Source organism: Nonomuraea sp. NPDC050153, from assembly GCF_044460125.1.
Lineage (GTDB): Bacteria > Actinomycetota > Actinomycetes > Streptosporangiales > Streptosporangiaceae > Nonomuraea.
The window spans coordinates 254,609-275,969 of sequence record NZ_JBITJQ010000014.1; the positions used below are offsets into that span (position 1 = coordinate 254,609).

The 21,361-nt window shown below is 71.1% G+C and carries 20 protein-coding genes; 12 read left to right on the top strand and 8 right to left on the bottom strand.

The genetic code is table 11. The features are described 5' to 3' along the window. Positions 1-7: 7 nt before the first annotated feature. Together ACIBQ1_RS31790 and ACIBQ1_RS31795 are read right to left on the bottom strand one after the other, a co-directional pair. A complete protein-coding gene (locus tag ACIBQ1_RS31790; protein ID WP_397282976.1) occupies positions 8-850 on the bottom strand; it encodes an oxidoreductase in 843 nt (280 codons plus the stop codon). Between the two features lie 237 nt (positions 851-1,087). Continuing rightward, complete coding sequence (locus tag ACIBQ1_RS31795; RefSeq protein WP_397282977.1) at positions 1,088-1,528, bottom strand: VOC family protein; 441 nt, start codon at positions 1,526-1,528, stop codon at positions 1,088-1,090. A 190-nt stretch (positions 1,529-1,718) separates the two neighbouring features. Between ACIBQ1_RS31795 and ACIBQ1_RS31800 the strand changes: the two genes are divergently transcribed. Next, positions 1,719-2,270 (top strand): TetR family transcriptional regulator, encoded by a 552-nt coding sequence (locus ACIBQ1_RS31800; protein ID WP_397282978.1) that lies wholly within the window; start codon positions 1,719-1,721, stop codon positions 2,268-2,270. Between the two features lie 72 nt (positions 2,271-2,342). Here ACIBQ1_RS31800 and ACIBQ1_RS31805 read toward each other — a convergent pair whose 3' ends face one another. After that, positions 2,343-2,978, bottom strand: coding sequence for a hemerythrin domain-containing protein (locus ACIBQ1_RS31805; RefSeq protein WP_397282979.1), 636 nt, complete (start codon positions 2,976-2,978; stop codon positions 2,343-2,345). Positions 2,979-3,154: 176 nt separating this feature from the next. Here ACIBQ1_RS31805 and ACIBQ1_RS31810 point away from each other — a divergent pair, with 176 nt between their 5' ends. Then, the gene (locus ACIBQ1_RS31810; RefSeq protein ID WP_397282980.1) at positions 3,155-5,920 is read left to right on the top strand and encodes an ATP-binding protein; all 2,766 of its coding nucleotides are present in this window, start codon (positions 3,155-3,157) and stop codon (positions 5,918-5,920) included. Here the strand turns inward: ACIBQ1_RS31810 and ACIBQ1_RS31815 are convergent. Further along, positions 5,909-6,676 (bottom strand): BTAD domain-containing putative transcriptional regulator, encoded by a 768-nt coding sequence (locus tag ACIBQ1_RS31815; protein WP_397282981.1) that lies wholly within the window; start codon positions 6,674-6,676, stop codon positions 5,909-5,911. The genes ACIBQ1_RS31810 and ACIBQ1_RS31815 overlap by 12 nt on opposite strands. A 363-nt stretch (positions 6,677-7,039) precedes the next feature. On the opposite strand from ACIBQ1_RS31815, the gene ACIBQ1_RS31820 reads away from it, so the two are divergent. The 3 genes from ACIBQ1_RS31820 (at position 7,040) to ACIBQ1_RS31830 (ending at position 11,266) form a co-directional block, all read left to right on the top strand. After that, positions 7,040-9,502 carry a BTAD domain-containing putative transcriptional regulator gene (locus ACIBQ1_RS31820; protein ID WP_397282982.1) on the top strand — a complete coding sequence of 821 codons (2,463 nt, stop codon included), beginning with the start codon at positions 7,040-7,042 and terminating at the stop codon, positions 9,500-9,502. A gap of 141 nt (positions 9,503-9,643) precedes the next feature. After that, positions 9,644-10,054 carry an SPW repeat protein gene (locus ACIBQ1_RS31825; protein ID WP_397282983.1) on the top strand — a complete coding sequence of 137 codons (411 nt, stop codon included), beginning with the start codon at positions 9,644-9,646 and terminating at the stop codon, positions 10,052-10,054. Between the two features lie 201 nt (positions 10,055-10,255). Beyond that, complete coding sequence (locus ACIBQ1_RS31830) at positions 10,256-11,266, top strand: polyprenyl synthetase family protein (RefSeq protein WP_397282984.1); 1,011 nt, start codon at positions 10,256-10,258, stop codon at positions 11,264-11,266. 174 nt (positions 11,267-11,440) lie between these two features. Here ACIBQ1_RS31830 and ACIBQ1_RS31835 read toward each other — a convergent pair whose 3' ends face one another. After that, positions 11,441-12,895: an MFS transporter gene (locus tag ACIBQ1_RS31835; RefSeq protein ID WP_397282985.1), complete on the bottom strand. Its 1,455-nt coding sequence runs from the start codon at positions 12,893-12,895 to the stop codon at positions 11,441-11,443. 32 nt (positions 12,896-12,927) lie between these two features. Beyond that, a complete protein-coding gene (locus tag ACIBQ1_RS31840; protein WP_397282986.1) occupies positions 12,928-13,620 on the bottom strand; it encodes a DMT family transporter in 693 nt (230 codons plus the stop codon). 207 nt (positions 13,621-13,827) lie between these two features. Between ACIBQ1_RS31840 and ACIBQ1_RS31845 the strand changes: the two genes are divergently transcribed. Then, entirely contained in the window at positions 13,828-14,112 is a 285-nt protein-coding gene (locus ACIBQ1_RS31845) for a hypothetical protein (RefSeq protein WP_397282987.1), read from the top strand. Positions 14,113-14,152: 40 nt separating this feature from the next. On the opposite strand, the gene ACIBQ1_RS31850 is transcribed toward ACIBQ1_RS31845, so the two are convergent. Next, positions 14,153-15,127, bottom strand: a complete 975-nt coding sequence (locus ACIBQ1_RS31850; RefSeq protein ID WP_397282988.1) for an NAD(P)H-binding protein — start codon at positions 15,125-15,127, stop codon at positions 14,153-14,155. 29 nt (positions 15,128-15,156) lie between these two features. Beyond that, on the bottom strand, positions 15,157-15,984 hold the full coding sequence (locus ACIBQ1_RS31855) for an alpha/beta fold hydrolase (RefSeq protein ID WP_397282989.1): 828 nt from the start codon (positions 15,982-15,984) through the stop codon (positions 15,157-15,159). Between the two features lie 232 nt (positions 15,985-16,216). Between ACIBQ1_RS31855 and ACIBQ1_RS31860 the strand changes: the two genes are divergently transcribed. The 6 genes from ACIBQ1_RS31860 (at position 16,217) to ACIBQ1_RS31885 (ending at position 21,331) form a co-directional block, all read left to right on the top strand. Next, positions 16,217-16,933, top strand: a complete 717-nt coding sequence (locus ACIBQ1_RS31860) for a TetR/AcrR family transcriptional regulator (protein ID WP_397282990.1) — start codon at positions 16,217-16,219, stop codon at positions 16,931-16,933. A 316-nt stretch (positions 16,934-17,249) separates the two neighbouring features. Continuing rightward, complete coding sequence (locus tag ACIBQ1_RS31865; protein ID WP_397282991.1) at positions 17,250-17,588, top strand: MiAMP1 family antimicrobial peptide; 339 nt, start codon at positions 17,250-17,252, stop codon at positions 17,586-17,588. Between the two features lie 287 nt (positions 17,589-17,875). Beyond that, positions 17,876-18,886, top strand: coding sequence for a hypothetical protein (locus ACIBQ1_RS31870; protein WP_397282992.1), 1,011 nt, complete (start codon positions 17,876-17,878; stop codon positions 18,884-18,886). Between the two features lie 227 nt (positions 18,887-19,113). After that, positions 19,114-20,328, top strand: coding sequence for a barstar family protein (locus tag ACIBQ1_RS31875; RefSeq protein ID WP_397282993.1), 1,215 nt, complete (start codon positions 19,114-19,116; stop codon positions 20,326-20,328). A gap of 338 nt (positions 20,329-20,666) precedes the next feature. Next, a complete protein-coding gene (locus ACIBQ1_RS31880; RefSeq protein WP_397282994.1) occupies positions 20,667-20,795 on the top strand; it encodes a hypothetical protein in 129 nt (42 codons plus the stop codon). Between the two features lie 5 nt (positions 20,796-20,800). Further along, positions 20,801-21,331 carry a class I SAM-dependent methyltransferase gene (locus ACIBQ1_RS31885; protein ID WP_397282995.1) on the top strand — a complete coding sequence of 177 codons (531 nt, stop codon included), beginning with the start codon at positions 20,801-20,803 and terminating at the stop codon, positions 21,329-21,331. Positions 21,332-21,361: the final 30 nt, after the last annotated feature.

Genomic DNA, 21,361 nt, shown 5'->3' on the forward strand with positions numbered 1-21,361 from the left:
GTGCTGTCTACCGTTCGTCCGCGGGGTAGTCGGCCGAGCGGCTCACGCCGGCCCACTTCTCGGTCTCGGCGGCGCGGATCTCCGCGGCCTTCTGGGCGGTCGCGACGGCGTCGCCCCCGAGCAGGAGCCGCCGCGGCGGGTCGTCGGAGCCGGCCACGTCGATGATGATCTTCGCGGCGCGGGCCGGATCGCCGGGCTGGGTGCCGTCGGTGTCCCGCCGGTAGCGGTGGACAGCACCCACCGTCTCCTCGTAGTCGGGGCCGACGGGGCGGATCTCCATCGAAGAGCCCTGCCAGTCGGTGCGGAACGCGCCCGGCTCGACGATGACGACCTTCACCCCGAACGGCGCGACCTCGTTGGCGAGCACCTCGGAGAAGCCCTCGACCGCGAACTTCGCGGTCTGGTAGGCGCCCATCCCGGGAGTGCCGCCCACGCGTCCCCCGATGGAGGAGAACTGCACGAAGACCCCCGACCGCTGTGCCCGCAGGACGGGCAGCGCGGCCCGCGTCACGTTCACGACGCCGAAGAGGTTGGTCTCGATCTGGGCGCGGAAGTCCTCTTCCGCCATCTCCTCGATCGGTGCGCTGTTCGCGTAGCCGGCGTTGTTGACGACCACGTCGAGGCGGCCGAAGGTCCCGGTGGCCTCCTTCACCGCGTGGGAGGCCGCGGCGGCGTCGGTGACGTCCAGCGCGACCGCGCGTATCCGCTCGCCGTGGCGGGCCACCAGGTCGTCCAGCTGCTCCGGGCGGCGTGCGGTGGCGACGACCTGCTCACCCGCCTCCAGGACGGCCTCGGCGAGCCTGCGCCCGAAGCCGCGCGATGCCCCGGTGATCAACCAGGTCCTGGTCATGCGTCTCTCCTCTCCACGTTCTAACTGTCTCATCAATGTAGCACTTAGATTTGAAACCTTCACTTCGTTGTGCGCTACTTCATTGATGGCGGGCACGGTGGCGGAGAGGATGCCTGGCTGCGGCGCCGGTGCGGGGTGCGCGGCCAGGCGGTCGCCATGCGCCGGCACGGGTCCGGTGGTCCGGCCGGCGACGTTCTCGCCGACCGGACCGTGGCTGTGTTCCGGGGGTGCCGCCGGTCAGCGGCCAGGAAGCCGTTCGGTGATCTCCTGAAGGAACCAGCGGTTGCCGTCGGGGTCGGCGAATGCGGCGAAGGAGCCGTAGCTGGAGCGCTGGGGGTGCAGGCCCGCGACGCGGCCGGTCTCCCCGGCCTGGTGGAAGGCGCCGGTGGCGTCGTGGAACGGGCCGGTGACGTCGACGCCGCGACCGGCCAGCTCCTTCCGGGCCTGCTCGATGTCGGACACGATCAGGTGCAGTCCCTGGATCGTGCCGGGTTCGGAGTCGGTGATGCCGGCGCCGAAGATGATCGAGCACGCGGAGCCCGGGGGAGTGACCTGAATGATCCGGTAACCGTCGTTGATGGCGAAGTCCGCGTCGAGGCGGAAACCCATCTGCCGGGTGTAGAAGTCCTTGGCGCGATCGACGTCGGATACGGGCAGGACGACGACTTCGAGCTTCATGTCCATGGTCGTGATCTCTCTTTCGGCGGCTATCGGGTGGTGGTTCTGGTACGTCACTGTCGCCGGGGGAGGGCCGCGGCCACATCCGTCACCTGACGGTCAGTCACGCGGGCTGCTTAAGTGCCTCATGGGAGTAGCGATCAAGCGTTTAACTTCCCCGTCTATGTGACAGGAGGTATATCTTGGCCAGGTGAGAGCAGACGCGACGCGCAACCTCGAACGCGTCCTGAGCATGGGCGCCCGCATGCTCGCCGACGATCCCTCGGCGACCATCGCCGCCATCGCCGCCGCGGCAGGGGTGGACCGCCGTACGGTCTACCGCCGCTTCGCCTCCCGCGAAGAGCTCATGGCCGCCGTCTACGGCGCGCGCTACGACGCGGTCGAGCAGGCCATCGAGGCCGCCAGGCTACGCGAGGCCCCGGTCGCGGTCGCGCTGCACCGTTACGTCGAGGGCATCATCGCCGTCAACCGCAAGTGGCCCGTGGAGACGAGCCGCATGCTCCGCGAGGCGGCGCTCCGCGAGCGTCGGCGCGGCCTGATCGACGAGGTCGACGCCTTCCTGCGGCGCGCCACCGACGAGGGCCTGCTGCGCTCCGATCTGCCGCCCGGCTGGGTGGCCGCGGTCCTGTCGCCGCTGATGGTCCACGCCGCCGAGGACCTGCCCGAGCTGAGCCCCGCACAGGCCGCGGACGTCGTGGTCGACACACTGCTGCGCGGCGCCGGCGCCCCGCAGGCGCGCTGACCTGGCTGCTCAGGCCGGCAGCCGGTCGATCTGCTCGATGTCATCCGACCAGCGGCTGAGCATTGCCACGTTTCAGCCTTCCCCGGCGCCGGACAGGACCGCGAGGGCGGCCCGCGCCTGCTCGCGCATCGCCGGCACGAACTGCCGCGCGGGCTCCGGCAGACCGGACAGGACGAGCGCGACCTCCTCGGGCGTGCCGACCTGGTCAAGGAAGCCCACGACCAGGTGCGCCGCCTCGGTCGGCGAGGTCGCGACCGTCGCGCGCGAGAAGGCGGACCACTCCTCCGGCGAGATGTGCTCGCGCAGGGCCGGGAGCAGCAGCGGCTCCTCGTGCTCCAGGTGCCGGTGCACCAGGGCCCGTACCGCCTCGGCCGCCTGCCGGAGCCCCGGGCGGTCACCGTCCTCGCGGACGGGCACGGCTTCGAGGGCGTCGAGCGCGGCGTCGAGCTCGTCGTGTTCCTCGCTCAGGACGGCGAACCGCGCCGCCGCCTCCGGCGCCACCGCCGCGATCATCGGCCACAGCTGGTGATCCTCGGTCTCGTGATGGTGGCGCAGGTTCTTGACGAGGAACTCGCGCAGCTCGGCCAGGGCCGGGAGGGGGACGGAGGGCCGGAGGGCGGCCTCGCACAACAACGTGGTGGCACGCCGGTGGAACGCGTGGATGAGGCGGGTCTCGGTGACGGCCACGGCCTCGGTGTCGGTCGACATGCCGGGAAGCGTAGAGGCAGCGGGAAGAGGTCACGTTGACGAACGGTTGCGTCCGCGGCAGACGTCTGTCCAGGACATATACGTTCTGTCGTGCTCGGGCGCTTTGGGTAGGGTCACGGCGGGACTCGAACGGTTGGGGAGCCGGCCGAGACCGCTGAGGGGAGGAGCGCCGTACCATGCGCCTTTTTGGGCGGGAAGCCGAGCTGAAGGCCCTGGCCGAGCTCATCGACGACCCCGCGGAGCGCAGCGGCGTTCTCATCCAGGGTGAGGCCGGCATCGGGAAGTCCGCGCTCGTGGCGGAGGCCGTCTCGGCGGCATCGGCCGCGGGCCTGCGCGTGCTGACGATGACCGGCGTGCAGGCCGAGCGGCAGCTCGCCTTCGCCGGGTTGCACCAGCTGCTGTACCCGGTCCGGGCAGGCGTGGACGCGCTGCCGGCCCCGCAGCGTGACGCCCTGCGCTGCGCGCTGGGCCTCGCCGAAGGGGCCGAACCCAGCGCGTACCTCATCGGCCTGGCCACGCTGACCCTGCTGGCCGAGACGGCCGCCGTCCGGCCGCTGCTGGTCGTCGCGGAGGACGTGCACTGGCTCGACTGCGCCAGCGCCGACATCCTCGCCTTCGTGGCGCGCCGGATCGAGTCCGAGCCCATCGCCATGGTCGCGACCCTCAGGGAGGGAGAGCGTACTTCCTTGCAGGAGACCGGGCTGTCCCCGATGCCCGTCGATCGCCTCTCCGACGAGTGCGCCGCCGAGCTCCTGGACTTGACCGCCACCGGCCTCACCCCAGCGGTCCGGGCGCGGCTGCTGGCGGAGGCCGCCGGGAACCCGCTGGCGCTGACCGAGCTGCCGGCGGCACTGGGACGCCAGGGCGAGCCGGCGTCGCCCTTCGGCGAGCTCGGTCCGACGCTGCCGCTGAGCGAGCGTCTTGAGCGGGCGTTCACCGCCCGGGTCGCCGCCTTGCCGGCGCCGACCCGCACCGCACTGCTGGTCGCGGCGCTCAACGAGAGTGATTCGGTCTCCGAGACGCTCGCGGCCACGGGAGTGATCCTGGGGTCGGCGGCCGAGCTGGAGATCCTCGCACCGGCCGTCGAGGTCCGCCTGATCGAGCTCGGCGTCGGCGTGGTGAGGTTCCGCCACCCCCTGATGCGGGCGGCCATTCCGGCTGCTTCGGCGCTCGCCGAGCGGCGGCAGGCTCACCTGGCGCTCGCTCAGACGCTGCGCGACGGGCCGGACCGGCGGGCGTGGCACCGGGCCGCCGCGACGTCCGGAGCCGACGAGGCGGTGGCGGCCGAGCTGGATCGCACGGCCGACCGGGCCCGGCGCCGGGGCGGGGTCGCCGCCGCGGTCGCGGCGTACGAGCAGGCGGCCCGGCTGAGCGAGGGGCAGGACCGGAAGGCGGACAGGCTGCTGAAAGCCGCCGAGCTCGCGGTCGAGGCCGGCAGCCGTGGCGCGTCCGAGCGGCTGGTGCGCGACGCGCAGGCCCTCGAACTCTCGCCGCGTCGGCGGGCCACCGCCGCGTGGCTGCTCAGCAGCTTCGAGGACGGGGTCCGCGAGGACCTCTCCCGCGTGCCGGAGCTGGCCGAGCTGGCCGCCTCGGTGGCCGCCGACGGGCAGGCCGAGGCGGCTGCCCGGATCCTGTGGAGCGCCGCCATGCGCTGCTTCTGGTCCGAACCGGGCCCGGCCGGCCGTCGTGCGCTGCTGGACGTGGCCGACCGGCTGCCCGTCCCCGCCGGCGATCCGCGCATGGTCGCGGTGGCCGCGTACGTCGCGCCTTTCGAGCGGGGCCGCGTCGCGCTCGACAGGCTGCGCGAGCTGGCCGCCGTGGCCGGCACCGACCCGGAGGGCGATCGTTACCTGGGCAGCGCGGCGCTGCAGGTCGGGGCGTTCGACCTGGCCGCCCGCTTCTCCGCGGCGGCCGCGCCCGTCCTGCGCGCCCAGGGCCGGCTCGGCCTGCTGCCCCGGGCGCTGGCCGTACAGGCGTGGAGCGGGGCCCGGCTCGGCGACCTGGCCGCGGCCCTGCCGGCCGCGGCGGAGGCCGCCACGTTCGCCCGGGAGACCGGCCAGCCGTTCATGTACGGGCTGGCCACGGCAGTCCAGGCCGAGATCGCCGCGCTGCGGGGCGACCACGGGCAGGCAGGCGCACTCGCCGACGAGGCCGAACGGGTCGCGCTCCCCGTAGGCGCCCGGCCCGTCCTGGCCACCGTCCAGCTCACGCGCGGGCTCGTGGCCTTGAGCGAGGGGCGGTTCGACGACGCGTTCGCCGCCCTGAGCCGGATCCTCGACCCCGCGGACCCCGCCTACCAGCTGGCCCTGCGCGCCTACTGCCTGCCGGAGCTCACCGAGGCCGCCGTGCGCGCCGGGCGGACCGACGTCATGCGGGACATCGTGCGCGACCTGGAGCCGCCGGCCGCGTCGACGCCGTCACCGGCGCTGCACATCGGATTGCGCTACGCACGTGCCGTGCTCGCCCCGGACGAGGAGGCGGAGAATCTGTTCACCGCCGCGCTGCGCGTGGACCTGACCGGATGGCCGGCCGAACGCGGACGTCTCCACCTGGCGTTCGGCGAATGGTTGCGGCGGCGGCGCCGGGCCGCGGAGTCCCGGCCGCACCTGCGGACGGCCAGGGAGACCTTCGACGCGCTCGGCATGGCCGCATGGAGCGAGCGCGCACGACGGGAGCTGCGCGGCGCGGGGGAGTCGAGCCCGAACCGCGACCCGGACGCGAGGGACAAACTCACCCCGCACGAGCTGAGCATCGCGCAACTGGCCGCCGAGGGGCTGACCAACCGGGAGATCGGACAGCGGCTGTACCTTTCTCACCGGACCGTCAGCACTCACCTGCACCGGATTTTTCCCAAGCTGGGGGTGAGCTCGCGGGCCGATCTCGCGCGGGTGCTCAGGTCCCTCGACGAACGGTCCGGCCCGTGGGGCGGCTCAGACCAGTGAGGCGTCGGCCGCCGTCCTGATCCGGGCGAACATCCTGCGCAGTCCGGGGCCGGGCTCCAGGCCCAGATCGTCGTTCAGCAGCCGGGCGATCCGGTGGTAGGCCGACAGAGCCTCCTCGCGGTGGCCGTCGCGGTCGAAGGCCCACATCAGCAACTCCCACAACCGCTCGCGGTAGGGCTCCGCCGCCGTCGCGAGCGTCAGCTCGGCGACCGCCCCGCCGCAGTCGCCCTGTTCGATGTCGAGCGCCCAGCGCTCCTCCATGGCCGACGCGCGCAGCTGCTCCAGCCAGGCGCGGCGGCCCTCGAAGAAGGCGCCGCCCAATCCGTCGAGCGCCGGTCCACGCCACAGCGCCAGCGCGTCACCCAGCAGCCCGGAGGCCTCCGCGATCCTGCCCTGCTCGCGGGCCTGCCGGGCGGCGGCGGTGGTCCGGCGGAACACCGTCACGTCGACCGCGCCGGGGGCGGCGACCAGCTGGTAGCCACGGCCCACCGATCTGATCTCCGCCTCGGTGCCCAGCCCGGCCGCACCGCCGCCGGCCAGCACCCGGCGCAGGCGGGAGACGTAGGTGCGGGTGCTCACGACGGCGCTGCGCGGCGCCTCGCGGCCCCACAACGCATCCACGATCTCGTCGGTCGTGACCTGGCGCCCCTCGCTCAGGAGCAGCAGGGCGAGCACTCCCCGCTGTTGCGGGAACCCCACGTCCAGCTCTTCCCCGCCGCTCCACACCCTGACCGGTCCCAGCAGTCCGAAGCTCATCCCGCCCATCGAGGTTCCCCCGCCCTCTCGCGTAGCGCGATCCGTCGATGACGCTCCGAAGCCGTGCCGGGCGTCCTGACCGACCCTACTGACGCCGCGTCGGGACTTTGGGCACATGTCGGCTGTCTGTGAGATTTCCGACCTTTCCCCGGGCCACCTGGGATGACGTACGCGTACGGCGTCATGTGACGGGCGCGAAGGGGGTCCGGGCCGGGATCTACTACCGCAGGCCCGCACGGCGAGCCGGACGTGCACTGTCGCAAGGAAAGCACTTCGATCGTGAATCGACAGCCGAACGTCGTCTCTGCTCCCTGCAGGTTCACCGTTCTCGGACCGCCCGGCCTCTACTGCGGTGCAGCGCGGATGGATCTCGGCGCGCCGCAACAACAGGCCGTCCTGATGCTGTTGCTGGTCAACAGCGGCAGATTTGTACAGATGGGCGAGCTGATCAGCGGAGTGTGGGGCGACCAGGCGCCGGCCACCGGCGAAGCCGTCATCCGTACCTACATCTCCCGCATCCGGCGGCTGCTGGCCGAGCACGGACTGGGTTCGGCGATCAGCTCCCGGTCCGGGGGCTACATGCTCGACCCGTCGCTGTGCGCGCTGGACGCCACCGAGTTCGCCGATCTGGTCGATACCGCCCGGCAGGAGCGCGCGAGCGGGCAGCTCGCGGTGGCCGCGAGCCGTCTGGAGCGGGCGCTGGGCCTCTGGACGGGCACGGCGCTGGCCGGGGTCCCGGGCGCGGCCGCCGAATGCGAGCGGTTCCGGCTGGAACAACTGAAGCTGATCGCCACCCAGGAGTTGCTGCAGCTCCGCCTGGAGCGAGGGGAGCACGCCGAGGTGGTGGCCGAGGTCCCGCTGTTCATCCAGCTGAACCGGCTCGAAGAGTCGCTGTACGAGATCTACCTCCTCGCGCTGTACCGCTGCGGCCGGCGGGCGGAGGCGCTCGAGGTCTACCGGACGGTCTACGACCTGCTGGGCAAGGAGCTGGGCGTCAGCCCGGGGCCGCGGCTGCGGGAGATCCACGACAGGATCCTCCGGGCCGACGCGGACCACGACGACGAGTTCGCCCTCGCTCCATGGGCAGTGCGCTCGCCGGAGGAGCCACCGTCGCCTGAGCCGGAGCGGCCGCCCGTTTGGCGGTTCGTCGGGAGGGACGCGGAACGGGCCGCCTTCCAGGACCTGTTGAAGGAGGGCCGGGGCGAGCGTCTGCTGTTCGTCCGCGGACCCGCCGGCATCGGCAAGTCGACGCTGCTGCGCGAGCTCGCCGCCGACGCCGTCGCCGCGGGCCGGCGGGTATGGCACTTTCACGGCGGCCCGGCCGAAGCGCGCGAACGCCTCGGGCGATTCGCGGAGGAGCTCTCCGGCGTCTCGGGCCCGGTTCTGCTCGTCGACTCCTTCGAGGAGCCGGCAGACCTCGAACCGTGGCTCCGCGACGACTACCTCCCGGGGCTGCCCGGCGACGCGATCGTCGTGATGGCGGGCCGGACCGGGCCGAGCGCCGCCTGGCTCACCGATCCGGCCTGGTCCGGGAAGATCGTCATCCGCCACCTCGACGCCCTCACCGCGGCGGAGTCCACCGCGCTGGTCGAATCCCGGGGCGTCGACCCCGGCCTCCGGAAATCCATCGTGGACTTCGCCGCCGGCAACCCCTTCGTCCTGTCGCTCGCCGCGGTGGTCGGCAGGAGCATGGCGGCCGCGGGGCAGCCGTCGCGCCGCGACGCCGTACGCGACGTCGTCGACGAGGTGCTCGCGCGCCTGGCCGGGAGCGTGCCGACGGATCAGCACCGGTGGGCGCTGTACGTGTGCGCGCACGCCCGCAACACCACCGAGGATCTCCTCGGCGCGGTGGTGCCCGACGGCCGGGCGGCGGAGCTGTTCGACTGGCTCCGGGCGCAGCCGTACGTCGACACCGCCGCTCACGGCCTGGACATCAACGGTGTGCTGCGCAAGGCCCTCGACTACCACCTGCGGTGGCGGGACCCCGTCGGCTACGAGCGGATGCACCGGCGGATCCGCCGGTACGTCATGGACGAGCGCCTGCGCGACGCCCGCGACCCGCACGCCGGCGTGGCGGTCATGCGGACGATCGGCCACCTGCGCCGGCGCGGCGGGGTCATGTCCCGGTACGTCTCGAAGGTCGGCGAGGCGCAGGTGCGGTCGTCCCCGGCGACCCCCGCCGACCACGACGAACTGGTCGCCATGGCGCGCGAGAGCCACGGGGAGTTCACGGCCGCGACCGTCCGGTTCTGGCTGGACCGCCGGCCAGAGGCGTTCTGGCTGCTGCGGTGCCGCGAGAGCGACCGGCTGCGGGCCTTCATGAGCCGGCTGACCCTGCGGACGCCGGAGCGAGAGGAACTGGAGGCCGATCCGGTCGTGGCCGACATCTGGCGCGACGTGAGCGGGCGCATGGCGGTGCCGCTCGGGATGCACGTCGCGATCGCGCGGCACCTGATCTGCCCGGTCGTCAAGGCCGAGCCCTCTCCCATCACGGACGTGTTCCAGGCGCGCCTCATGCGCGACTGGCTGCACGAGCCGGGGCTGGCGGCCTCGTACCTGGTCGTCGTGAACGGGCAGTGGTGGCGGCCGTTGATGGACTACCTGGGCCAGTACGAGCTGGAGGGTGCGCGGGCGGACTATCCGTACGCGATCTTCGGCCACGACTGGCTGGCCGGCCCGCCGGCGGAATGGCGGGACCACCACCTGGACGAGGAACTGTGGGCGGAACGGCACCCCGACCTGTTCCTCCGCGAGGACGTGCCGGGCGCGGACCGGCCCGTCGGTGCGCAAATGGAAATTCCGAACCGGTGGCCCAAGCCCGGCTAAAGCGATTTGAAGAGATGTTTCCCCGCGTGTGCGTGTCGGCGCGACGGTGCGGGAAGGGGTTTTCATATCCGTACTTCCACGCGACATGCGGAAGGTGGTGTGTGTGACATGGCCGACCGTCCGACCCGACCGACAATGGACATGGGTCAGCACCCCGACATAGCAGCCCTGCGCGCTCAATACGATTTGGCCGCGCAGAGCCCGTCGGGGCAGTCTGTCAGCGGACTGGCCTTTCTGAGCGGTCTCTATCTCGCCATCTCGCCATGGGTGGTGGGGTTCTTCAGGCACACGACCCTGACCGTCAACAATCTGATCACCGGCATCGCCCTGGTGCTGCTCGCGGCCGGGATCGCCGCGGCCTACGGCCGGATCCACGGAGTGGCGTGGGTCATCCCGATCATCGGAGTCTGGACGATCATCGCCCCGTGGGTGCTGCCGCCACACGGAGCCAGCGCCGGCACGATCATCAGCAACGTCATCACGGGGGTGGTCATCACCGCGTGCGGCCTGGCCTGCATAATGCTCGGCACGAGGTCCATGCAACGACGTTGACGCCTTCGGGCGAATCATTCGGTGCGCGCCGAGAAGCGGCGCGCCACCGTTTTCCAAATATACGTGGATTAATGCAAGCGAGGGTATAGAAGCAATATTGTCACGTTTGTGAGGCATGGCGGCGGATACTTTGTTTGTCGTGCTATCACATAGGTGCCATTCGCCCGGGTCGCCGGAAAAGTCGCGCCGGGAGAGCGGGTCATGACGCTGACCCTGCCGCCCGCCGGGGCCGCCCGCGAGCTGGTCGAGCCCATGCTGCGCGAGGCTGTCGACCGGCTCGACCCGCACGTGGCGCGCGTCGCCCGCCACCACTTCGGCTGGACCGACGGTGACGGACGGCCCTACGCCGCCGGCGGCAAGGCGCTGCGGTCCGCGCTCGTGGTGCTGTCGGGCCGGGCGGCGGGCGCGGACGTCGAGCGGTGCCTGCCCGCCGCCGTGGCGGTGGAGCTGGTGCACGCGTTCTCCCTCCTGCACGACGACGTCATGGACGACGACCCGGTACGGCGGCACCGGCCGGCCGCCTGGACGGTCTTCGGCCGCTCCCAGGCGATCCTGTGCGGCAACGCGCTGTTCGCCCTGGCCGGGGAGCTCCTGCTGGAGCAGGGGACCCCGGGCTACGTGGCGGCCGCCCGCACGCTCCATCGGGCGACGCTCTCGCTGATCGCGGGTCAGGCCCTCGACCTGGAGTTCGAGGATCGTGCCGACGTGACGCGGGAGGAGTGCCTGCGGATGTCGTGGCACAAGACCGCGGCGCTGCTGTCCTGCGCCTGCTCGATCGGTGTCACGGCGGTGGAGGGCCCGGTCCGGCTGGCCGACGTGCTGGCGGCGTTCGGCACCGAGGCCGGGCTGGCCTTCCAGCTGGCCGACGACCTGCTGGGCATCTGGGGGCGGGCCGAGGTGACGGGCAAGCCGGTGCTGGCGGACCTGCGGACCCGTAAGAAGAGCCTGCCCGTGGTCGCCGCGCTGACCGGCCGTACGGAGGCCGGAGGCCGCCTGGCCGCGCTGCTGGCCGGGCCAGGGCAGCTGAGCGAGGCCGACCTGCGGGAGGCCGCCTGCCTGGTCGAGGAGGCGGGCGGCCGGGCGTGGGCCGAGCTGGAGGCCACGCGGCGCCTTGAGGCCGCGACCCGGTGCCTTGACGACGTGGACATGCCCGCAGACGTACGCGAGGAATTCCGGCACATCGCCCGATTCATCACTTCCAGGGACCACTGAGGACCCGACGCCGACCAAGGGAGTGCTGTCATGACGATCCCGCTGCGGCAGAGCCTGCGCGTCGGCGGCTACATCCTCGCATGGCGCACTGCGGGTACGAGCCGACCGCCGTCCTGGCCACGATCGGCTCGCTGAAGGAGTCGCTGCGGGCCATCAGGAGCGCCTGACGACGGCTCAGCCGCGCATGCGTTCGGAGGCGGCGGCCGCGGCGACGTCGCGCGGGTAGGCATGCCTGCCGTGCAGGAGCACGACCGCGTTCGCCACCAGGGGCACCAGCATGATCAGGAAGGCGTACCGCAACCCCTGCGCGCTGGTCGTGCCGCCCGGGCCGAGCACGTCGGCCAGCACGCCGAAGACCACCGGGGCGACGGCCTCCCCGCCCACGCGCAGGAACGTGCGGATGCTCTCCGCGCGTCCCCAGAGCCGGAAGTGGACGACGTCGAGGCGGGCGGCGTCCAGCGGGGGAATGGCCGCCGCCGACGCCGCGGCCGCCACGAACAGGAACGGCAGCGCGATCGCCGACGACGTGGTGAGCAGCCCGGGGACGAAGAAGACCGCGGCGGTGCCGTAGCCGATCGCGGGGACCACCATACGAGCGCTGATGTGCCCGCGGCGGGTGAGGTGGTCGGCGAGGCGCCCGCCGCTGAGCACCCCCAGCAGGGCCCCGACGCCCACCAGCAGAATCAGGCCCGTCAGCGCCGCCTGGCTGAGGCCGTACTGCTGATGGACGAAGACGATGGCGAAGGTGCGCAGGCCGGCGAAGAAGAAATATCCGATCACCGAGGCGACGATCAAGGCGACGTTCGTCCGGATGCTCAGCACGTACCGGATCGCCTGCCACAGGGACATACGCGCGGGGTCGCGGCGGAGCAGCGCCGCCGGATCGGGCCCGATCCCGCGCCGGCGCACCGCGCGCCGCGCCGTGTCGTCGTGGGCTGGGGTTGCCCTCTTGCCGGGCGTCACCGCGGGCAGCCGGCTCTGGCCGCCGCGTTCGGGCTCCGGCAGCTTGCGCGCGATGACGAAGACGAAGACGATCCCCACGAGCGCGAGGAACCAGAACGCGGCGCGCCACGACAGCAGATGCGCGAGGGTGCTCCCCGCCAGCAGGCCGAACCCGACGCCGAGCATCTCGCCGCTCAGGATGAAGCCGTAGATGCGGCCCCGTTCCGAGGCGGGGAAGTAGTCGCCGACGAGCGAGACGACCGAGGGCCCGGCGGCGGCGGTCAGGGCCCCGGCCGCTATCCGGGAGCACAGGAGCCACGACAGCGAATCGGCCAAGGCGCCGGCGACCATGGCCAGGCTCCACAGGGCGATGCAGGCGGTGAGGAACCGTACCCGGTTGACGCGGTCCGTCAGGACGCCGACGTGCAGGACGGCAGCGGCGCCGGCCGCGGAGGACACGGCGGACAACGATCCGAGCTCGGTGTTGGTGAGGTCCATGGACCGCTGGATCTCCAGGCCCACCGCGCCGAGAGTCCCCTGGTCGACGGTGACGAGCGCGAGAACGCAGGCGAGCATCGCGATGACCCGGAACCGCGCGGGCCCTCCCACCACGGCCATCGTTCTTCGTGCGACCCAGTCGAGCACGGCATGCTCGGGGCGTCGCTCGTCCCCCGGATTCGCGGACATCGGGGTCTATCCCACGGCCATGATCACGGAGATCACCGCTCCTCCCCGCGCCGGCCTTGGAGGGCGGGCTGCGCGGGCTTCGCCAGGTACGGGGACCGGCCGAGGATGACGATGCCGGCCACCATCGCGACCAGACCGGCCACCTCGCCCGCGAGCGCCGCCGGGGTGACCAGCAGGCGTTCGGCGAAGATCGCCACACCCAGCACGATCCCGCAGATCGGCTCGGCGACCGTGGTGGCCGGCAGGGAGATCTGGAGCGGAGCGGCGTCGAACGCGCTCTGGTTGAGGAGCAGCCCCACCACGGCGACGCTCGGCAAGGCGTACAGCTGCCAGGTCGCCAGTACGCTCAGCCCGCTGTCCAGCGTGAGCAGGGAGCCGCGGGTCAGCACGTCCTGCAGCCCGTACAGCACCCCGGCGGCCGCGAGCATGATCGCCTTGATCTTCAGGGAGCGTCGCAGGCCGTAGCAGACCAGCGCCGCCGCGACCACGACCACCGGGAGCGCCGCCAGCGACACGTTCGCGCCCCGCAGCGCGATGGCGCCGAGGATCTGGCCGCACACCATCAGCCCGAGCCCGGTCAGCCACAACGGCATGCGCATGAGGTTCAGCAGCAGGCGCGCGTGCAGCATCTCCTCCAGAGGCTCGCGGTACGCGGCATGCTGCTGGGCGACGAAGCCGACGCCCAGCAGGCACGCCGCCCCCAGGGAGACGGTGATGACGATCACCAATGGTGACGCTCTCCGATGTCCTGTTCACCAGGAGTGAGCATCGGGGCAGAAAGGTCTTTCCCCATGTCTTGATCACCCATGCCTAGCGTTCGAGGACCCAGCGGCCTCCCCGTTCCGCTTCCCCCAAGGCAACCTCTGTAACTGTGGGGGCCGCGACCTCGCCGTTCGGCCGGGGAGCGGCCGGCCGCTGGTGTACGGCGGGCCGTGGCGGACGATCTGGATGCCATGTGCCGGCTGTACCTGGAGCCGGTCGCCTACGAGGCGCAGTTCGGCTGGGTCACGGTGCTGCCCTCGATGCCCGCCGCCTACGCGCGCCCGGGCGGCGGGGGCCGCGGCATCGGCGCCGCACTGGCCGTCCACGCCCATGCCGAGGCGGCGGCAGGCGTCGAGACCGCGGCCCCGAACCCGCGGTCCGTCCCCTTCTGGGCCCGCCAGGGCTACCGGCCACTCGTCACGACGTGGGGGCGGTGGGTTCAGCGGCCGGGGTGATGCCCGTTCAGAGGATGAGCGCACCACCTCGCCATGCTCTTCAGTCAGCCCTCAGCCGCTGGATGCGCTGATTGTTCCGCAGCGCCCACCGCACGTCCTTCGGCCGGCGCCCGAGCAGGGTCGCCAGCTCATCGCTGACGACGTCGTAACGGCCGCCGGCGAGCAGCCTGGTCAGGGTCTTCAGATGCTCGGCCGCATGCGGGTTCCCGGCCAGGGCCCTGTCCACGTAGGTCTCGTTCCACGTTTCGACGTTCTCGGGAACGTAGGCGACGTGGCGTCCCAGCGCGGCGCCGTAGTCCTCCGCGAACCCATGCATGTCCTTCAGCTCCGATCCGGTGAGCGCGTAGGACTTCGAGAGGTACGGCGCCGGGTCGACCAGGATCTTCACGCACAGCTCAGCCACGTCGTGGCCGGCGATGGGCGCGACCCTCTGGGAGCCGAAGGGCAGGCGCAGTTCCCCGCGGCGCAGCGGTTCCAGCGCCAGCATGGTCAGGATGGGATTCTCGACGAATATGGTCGCCCGTACGTTGACGGTCGGGAGGCCGGACCAGTCCAGCACCTGCTCGGAGATCCAGTGGGCCCGCTGCTGGGGTGACCAGTCCGTGACGAGCCCGCCGAGCCACGCCCGCCGTTCTTCGTCCGGCGCGCTCATCTTCTCGAACGTCATGTACGACTGTTCGTACTCGGAGATGTTGACGAAGACCTCCATCCCGCCCTGGGCCCGCGCCGCCGCGGCCATCAGGGTGAGGGCGTCGGTGTAGTACGGCGACAGGCTCATGCTGAAGTAGACGCGCCGGCAGCCCTTCAGCGCGGCGGTCACCTGAGCGACGTTGAGGAGATCGCCGACGATCACCTCGGCCCCTGCCCGGCGGAGCGCGTGCGCGCGTTCGTCGTCGCGTCGCACGAACGCGCGCACGCGCCGGCCCTGCGCGAGCAGCATCTGGACCATCACTCTGCTCACAGAACCCACTTCGCCTCCGGCACCTGTGATCAGGATGGGATCGTGTTCCGGCATCGACTTGCCCTCTCGTCTGTTGGGGTTGGTCAGCTGTTCAGGAAGCCCAGAACGTGGTCGGCCACGGTCTTGGGCTGCTCAAGGTGGAGGAAGTGGCCCGCACGGGGGACGACGATGCGTTCGAAGCCGTTCTCGAACAGGGGGGCCATGCCGTCGCTCGACTCCACGGACATGCAGTTGTCGTCGGCCCCGTGGAGGTAGAGCGACGGGACGGTGATGGGACCGCTCGCCCGCGCTTCCAGGGCCCGGGTCGCCTCGTCCGCGGGGGGCGAGAACAACTGGCGGTAGTGGCCCAGGACCTCGGTCAGGACTCCAGGGGCGCGGAGAGTTTCCTTGAGTGCGGAACGCTCCGCATCCGGCAGTTCGTAGCCGGGTGACCATTCGCGCCAGAGCCGGTCGATGAAGGCGAAGTCGTCGAGCGCGACGGCCGGCTCCGCCAGCGCCGTCTGGAAGAAGAACATGTACCAGCTGCGCCGCTGCTGGTCGCCGTCGGCGAGCCAGGCCGTTCGCAGCCGAGGGCCATGGGGGACCGCCATCCCGACAAGTCTGCGGACGCGTGCCGCGTCGAGGTTGGCCGCCGCGTACGCCGCCCGGGCGCCGAGGTCGTGACCGATGAGATCCGCTCGCTCGCGCCCGAGTGCTTCGATGAGGTCCAGGACGTCCTGCCCGGTCGCCGACGCGCGATAGGAGCCGTCGGGCGCCGCGCCACCCGGCCAGCATCCGCGCTGGGCGGGAGCGACCGCCCAGTACCCGTCCTGCGCGAAGCGGTCGAGAAGCCCCGCCCAGCTGGCGGCATGGTCGGGAAAACCATGGAGGCAGAGGACGAGCGGCCCGCTCCCGGCCTCAAGGATCGGCACCTCCAGCCCGCCCGCCTGAACGGTCCGCCGACGGACCCGGCCCCCAGCTGGGGACGGCTGCGCCGATGTGCGGACCGGCACACCGGGTTCTCGCAGTAGCCCGGGTTTGCTCTGTGTGCCACCGGCCACGAGCACGGTTTTGTCCATTGTGATGCCCTCCACCTCCTGGTACCGACTGGTACCACGGTCGGATGGTACGGTACCGTCGGGTACCAGAGCAAGGGAGAGTGCAGTGCACGCAGCCAGGACGTCGACACCGGACGAAGAGGGCGCCGGTGCGCCGGACGAAGAGGGCGCAGGCAAGACGCCGGCTCGCCAACGCATACTCCGCGCGGCCTTCTCGGCGTTCACCGAGGCCGGCTACACCCAGACCAGCACGTTGGAGATCGCCAGGCACGCGCGGGTCTCCAAGCGGGAGCTGTACGCCCTGGTCGGCAACAAACAGGAACTGCTCGCCGCCTGTATCCGCGAGCAGGCCCAGCGGTTGCAGCCGCCTGCCGGCCTGCCCGAGCCCCGCGACCGCCAGAGCCTCGAAGGCGCGCTCGTCGCCCTGGGAACCCAACTGCTGTCCGAGGCGACCAGTCCCACCGTCATCGCCGTCTACCGGCTGGCGGTCGCCGAGGCGGTGCGCGCGCCCGAGGTCGCCCACGCGCTGGACACCTTCGGCCGCCAGAGCGGCCGCGCCGCCCTGACCGCGGTCATGGCCAAGGCCGCGACAAACGGACTGCTCGGCGGTGCCCCGCCCCAGATGGCCGAACAGTTCGCCGCGCTGCTCTGGGGCGACCTGATGATCGGCCTGCTACTGCGCACCGTCGACCCGCCGAACGCGCACGACATCACCCAACGAGCCCGCGGCGCAGCGACCGCCTTCCTGCAGATTCACCCGGACACCACCCCGCCACCCGCAACCCGGAGGCCTTCCCGGCGAACAGGCGTGTCAGGGTCGTGAGGCGATGGTGATCGCTGACAGCCGCCGCGAGATCCACCCTCGCAAGCCGGCCCGCTAGCGATCAAGGTGCGGCTCCTGCGGCGCATCCGGCATGTGATCACACTGCTGAGCCTCTGCTTTACACCCAGTTGTCACGTGTGGTGTAGGTGGGGTGCAAGTGGCGATCAAGCGTTGCTCCATATGTTCCTCTCGTTAGGAAAACCCACAAAAGGGACGGTCCCTTACCCGCTACCTGTGAGCATCCTGGGACTTATCTCCTCAAAGTGACTTAAAGAATACTTTTGGTAATCAATTGGGACGCATCCGGAGGACCGCAGTGAAGAGCATCAAGAAAATCGCCCTCGTCTCCGCCATCTCCGCCTCCCTGCTCGCCGTCATGGGCGGTGCCGCCAACGCCTCGACTTCCGAGGGCCCCAGCTCGACGTACGTGGCCTACGAGGGGCCCGGCTTCACCGGCCGGACACAGGTCATCAGCGAGTGCGGCCTGACCAACCTCCGCTACCGCGGCTCGTACAAGTGGTTCGGCTCGGGCCAGTCCGGCCGCATGCACAACCAGATCAACGCCAGAGGGCCGGTGCACTTCACCCTGCCCACCAGGAGCAACGCGCAGCAGAAGACGGCCGTCGGCTGGAAGAGCATCTTCAAGGTGTGCTGACGCCCACTGCCCGGTACATGATGCTCCGGGCTTGACGCGCACGATCTCGATCGGACTTCACGCCGTTAGACCGGCTCGGTTGCGACCTCTCAGTGCATCTGGATGCAGGGCAAGCCGATCCCCCTCCAGCCGTGACCGATCCGTGGGTGGCTGCGATCACGTCGGACCAAGGTGCCACGGATCCAAGGCACTTTTCCGAGATCCCGGGCGTTGGCCGGGTACCGGGACGACGGGGGATCGTGATGAGGTCGGAAAAGCGCCCTGTCTTACGCACGAACGCGGTGTCGTTGACGGGCTTGACGCTCGGCATGCTGGTGGCCGTGGCCATCCTGGGGGTGCGATGCGCGGGCGTCGCGGCGCAGGAGGCGCGCGCCACGGCCCGTGCCACCGCGTACGTGAGCCACGTCGATGACAAGGACGTCCCCGAGACCGTAGGTCTGACATGGACCGACTCCGAGGACGTCGAGCACTTCACCGTCGTCCAGGGGGGTGGCCTCTTGACCCTGGAGTCCGTAGTGGCCATCCGCTACGACCCCGGCAACCCGGCCGACCTGGTGTTCCCCGCCGAGCAGGAGGCGTTCCCGCCCCCTGGGGACTGGCAGAGCCGCTATCTCCTGGCCATGCTCGCGACCTACGTCTTCCTGGGGGTGCTCGTCGGCGCCCGCCTGGCGCTCAACCTGCGGGCCGACAGGATGCCGGAGGCTTCGTGGCGGGCCATGCCGCTGCTGGTCACGTACGGATCGAGTCTGGCCCGGTGGTATACCGGCTACCTGCGCCTGATCCCGCCCGACGACGAGCGAGGCTTTGTTCAGCGGGTCTACTGGCACCCGGCTCTGGACCGGATGCCCTACTGGGCCGATTTCTTCAGGGGCGGCAAGGTCTCGGTCCGAGTCGGCCCGTGGCCATTCCGCCGGGCGGTGGTGACCCTCCCCGACGGCACCCGGCTGTGGCCGGCCGGGCGGCTGCGCCGACGGATCCCCTGGGGATGGAGCCACGATGACCGGCCCGTGGGCGCCCCGCACCACCGCATGCCCACCAGAGACCTCATCCTCGCGATCCTGGCGCTCAGCGCGCTCGAAGTGGCCGGATTCCTCGACTTCTTCATCGGGATGGCGACCCTCGGCCTCGTGTTCGGTCTGATCTTCTTTCTGTGGGGCTGGTTCGGCGGCGAGGCCATCTGCGGCGACGGCCTGAGCGCTTTCGGCGTCGTTCCCAGGGGGCCGGTTCAGAACCCGCGCGGCTCCAGCCCGCGCCGCCTCAGGCGGAAGAAGACCCCGCGGCAGAACCGCGCCTCCTGACTGGGCGTCTCGAAGACTCGCGGGGACAGGCGCTGCGGTTCCCGTCCACGTGCAACCACTGCCGGCCCGGAACGGGAGCGGGGGCGAGTTGGTGGTTCTTGGAGCCGAGTGGCTGCGGGAACGTCGGTGATCCGGCTCGCCGGCGGGCCGTACGGCGGAGAATACCCACGAAGTGCCGGTACGCTCAGCCACACCCGTCGGCTCTCCGGTCGTTAGGGTCTGTCGTGATGACGACTTCTCCTTTATCGGGCGCGCGATGGTTGCTGCTGGACGAGTACACCGGTGAAGTAGGTGAGCCGGACGTCACGCTGGGCGTGTGCCACGACATCGACGGGCTCTTCGTGGACCCCGAGCCCTTCCCTCCGCCCGAGACCTTCACCCTGCTCGGCTGCGATCCGGCGGGCCCGCTGCTGGAGGCGCTGCGGTATCTGGGGACCGAGCGGGCGTGGCTGCCCAGCATCGCCCTGACGCCCGTCCACCGGTCGGAGCAGCGGCCTGCCGAGTGCTGGGAGTACGAGTACGGGTGCTCGTGCGAGGAGGAGCTCATCGACGTCACCGTGGTCGGCCGACGCCCGTCGGCGGCGCGGGACGGCCTGGTGGACCTCGACTTACGCGGATATGTCCGGCTTCTTCCGGAGAACGGGCTGCCGGAGGAGAAGCCCGACGGGACGGGGTTCCGGCTGTCCGCGCTCGACAACGAGAAGCTCGGCGAGTGCCTGGACGTCGCCGGCGTCTTCCGCGTGCGTCCCGCCGCGCCCGTCCATCCGGCGACGCTGATCGGTTTCCGCCCTGAGGTGCCGCTGCTGGGACCCGTCGAAGGACGCAGGATCACGGCGTCCCTCATGGCCGTCCAACGCGACGGACGCACCGTTGGGGGTGCCGGGGTGCTGTCGGCCGCCGTCGTCTCCGTCCGACCGTCGAGTTTGGGCGACGGCCTGCTGGACATCGCCCTGGACGGTGGGGTGGAGGAGCCGCTGCCGAGTGGTGCCCGCGAGATCTTCCAGATGTGGTACGACGGCGGCCCTGCCGAGCCCAACCTGTGGGCACGCTACGGTCGGCTGCTGCGGCACGAATGGGCTGGCCTGGCGGGCAGTCACCGTCTTCGGGGCCTGCCCGACAAAGCGGCCGGAACGACGTATCACCTCGACGGCCGTTTCGTCACCGACATCGACGCCTTCTACTGCGCTGTCGGAGAGGCGATCAACGGTCCCGGCGGCTACTTCGGCTGGAACCTCGACGCCCTGAACGACTGCCTTTACGGCGGATGGGGCGCCGCCAGGCCGTTCCGGCTGGTCTGGCACCACTCCGACGTGGCCCGCCGGCATCTCGTCCCTGGCTACGACCGGCCCACCCACGACCTGCGGTATTGGAGACCGAACGTCGAACTGGACGACCTCCTGGAGATCTTCTCCGAGCGCGGTGTCGAGGTCGAGTTCCGCTGACTCAACCGCCGGCCTCACCGGCACTGACCAGGGCGAATGCGAAGATCGGCGGCCGGGGGCGGTCGATCTCGCAACCGAGCCACTCGCGGTAGGGTTCGCCGCCGGCCTCAAGGGGCGGCGCTGTCTGGCTCTCCAGGATGTGTTGCGGAGGGAGTCGGTGGCGACGATGGCAAGTCGCCCGAGAGCGGCGTCCTCGGCCCACGGCGTGATGGCGGCGACGCTGAAGGGTGCAGTCGTGCACTCGTCGAGATCGCGGTCAGCCGACCGGAACGGAACGGACGCGCCGACTGGGCGATGATCGACGACCTTTGCCGACCAGTGGACTACAGTCGTCCGCCATGGTCGAATCCTCCTCCTATCTGACCGCGACGGCGGACGCCTACGACGCCGTCGCCGAGCTCTACGCCGACCTCGCCCGAGACTCGCTCGAGACTCGCTCGACCGCCTGCCGCTGGATCGCGCGATAGTCGCCGTGTTCGCCGAACTCGTACAGGCCGACGGACCCCGGCCCGTCGCCGAGGCCGGCTGCGGTCCCGGGTACATGACGGCACACCTGCGTAACCTCGGCCTCGACGCCTTCGGCATCGACCTGTCTCCCGCACTGATCGACATCGCCCGCAAAGACCATCCTGACCTGCGTTTCGAGGTCGGTTCGATGGGCGCCTTCGACGTGGCCGACGGCGAGCTGGGCGGTCTGCTCTCCTGGTACTCCGTCATCCACATCCCGCCACCGGAGCTGCCGCCGTACCTTGCCGAGTTCCGCCGGGTGCTGGCCCCGGGCGGTTACCTCCTGCTCGGTTTCTTCGAATCCGAGGGCGGTCCGGTGCTGGAGTTCGACCACAAGGTCACGCCTGCCTACCGGTGGCCGATCGACGACTTGGCCGACCTGGCCCGCAAGGAAGAGTTCGTCGAGGTGGGGCGGATGTTGCGCGAGCCTTTGGAGGATGAACGATTCCGCCGCGGCCACTTGCTGATGCGTAGGCAAGCCGCCGCCATGAGCTGATGCGCGCACTGTAGGCCCCGGCACCGCATA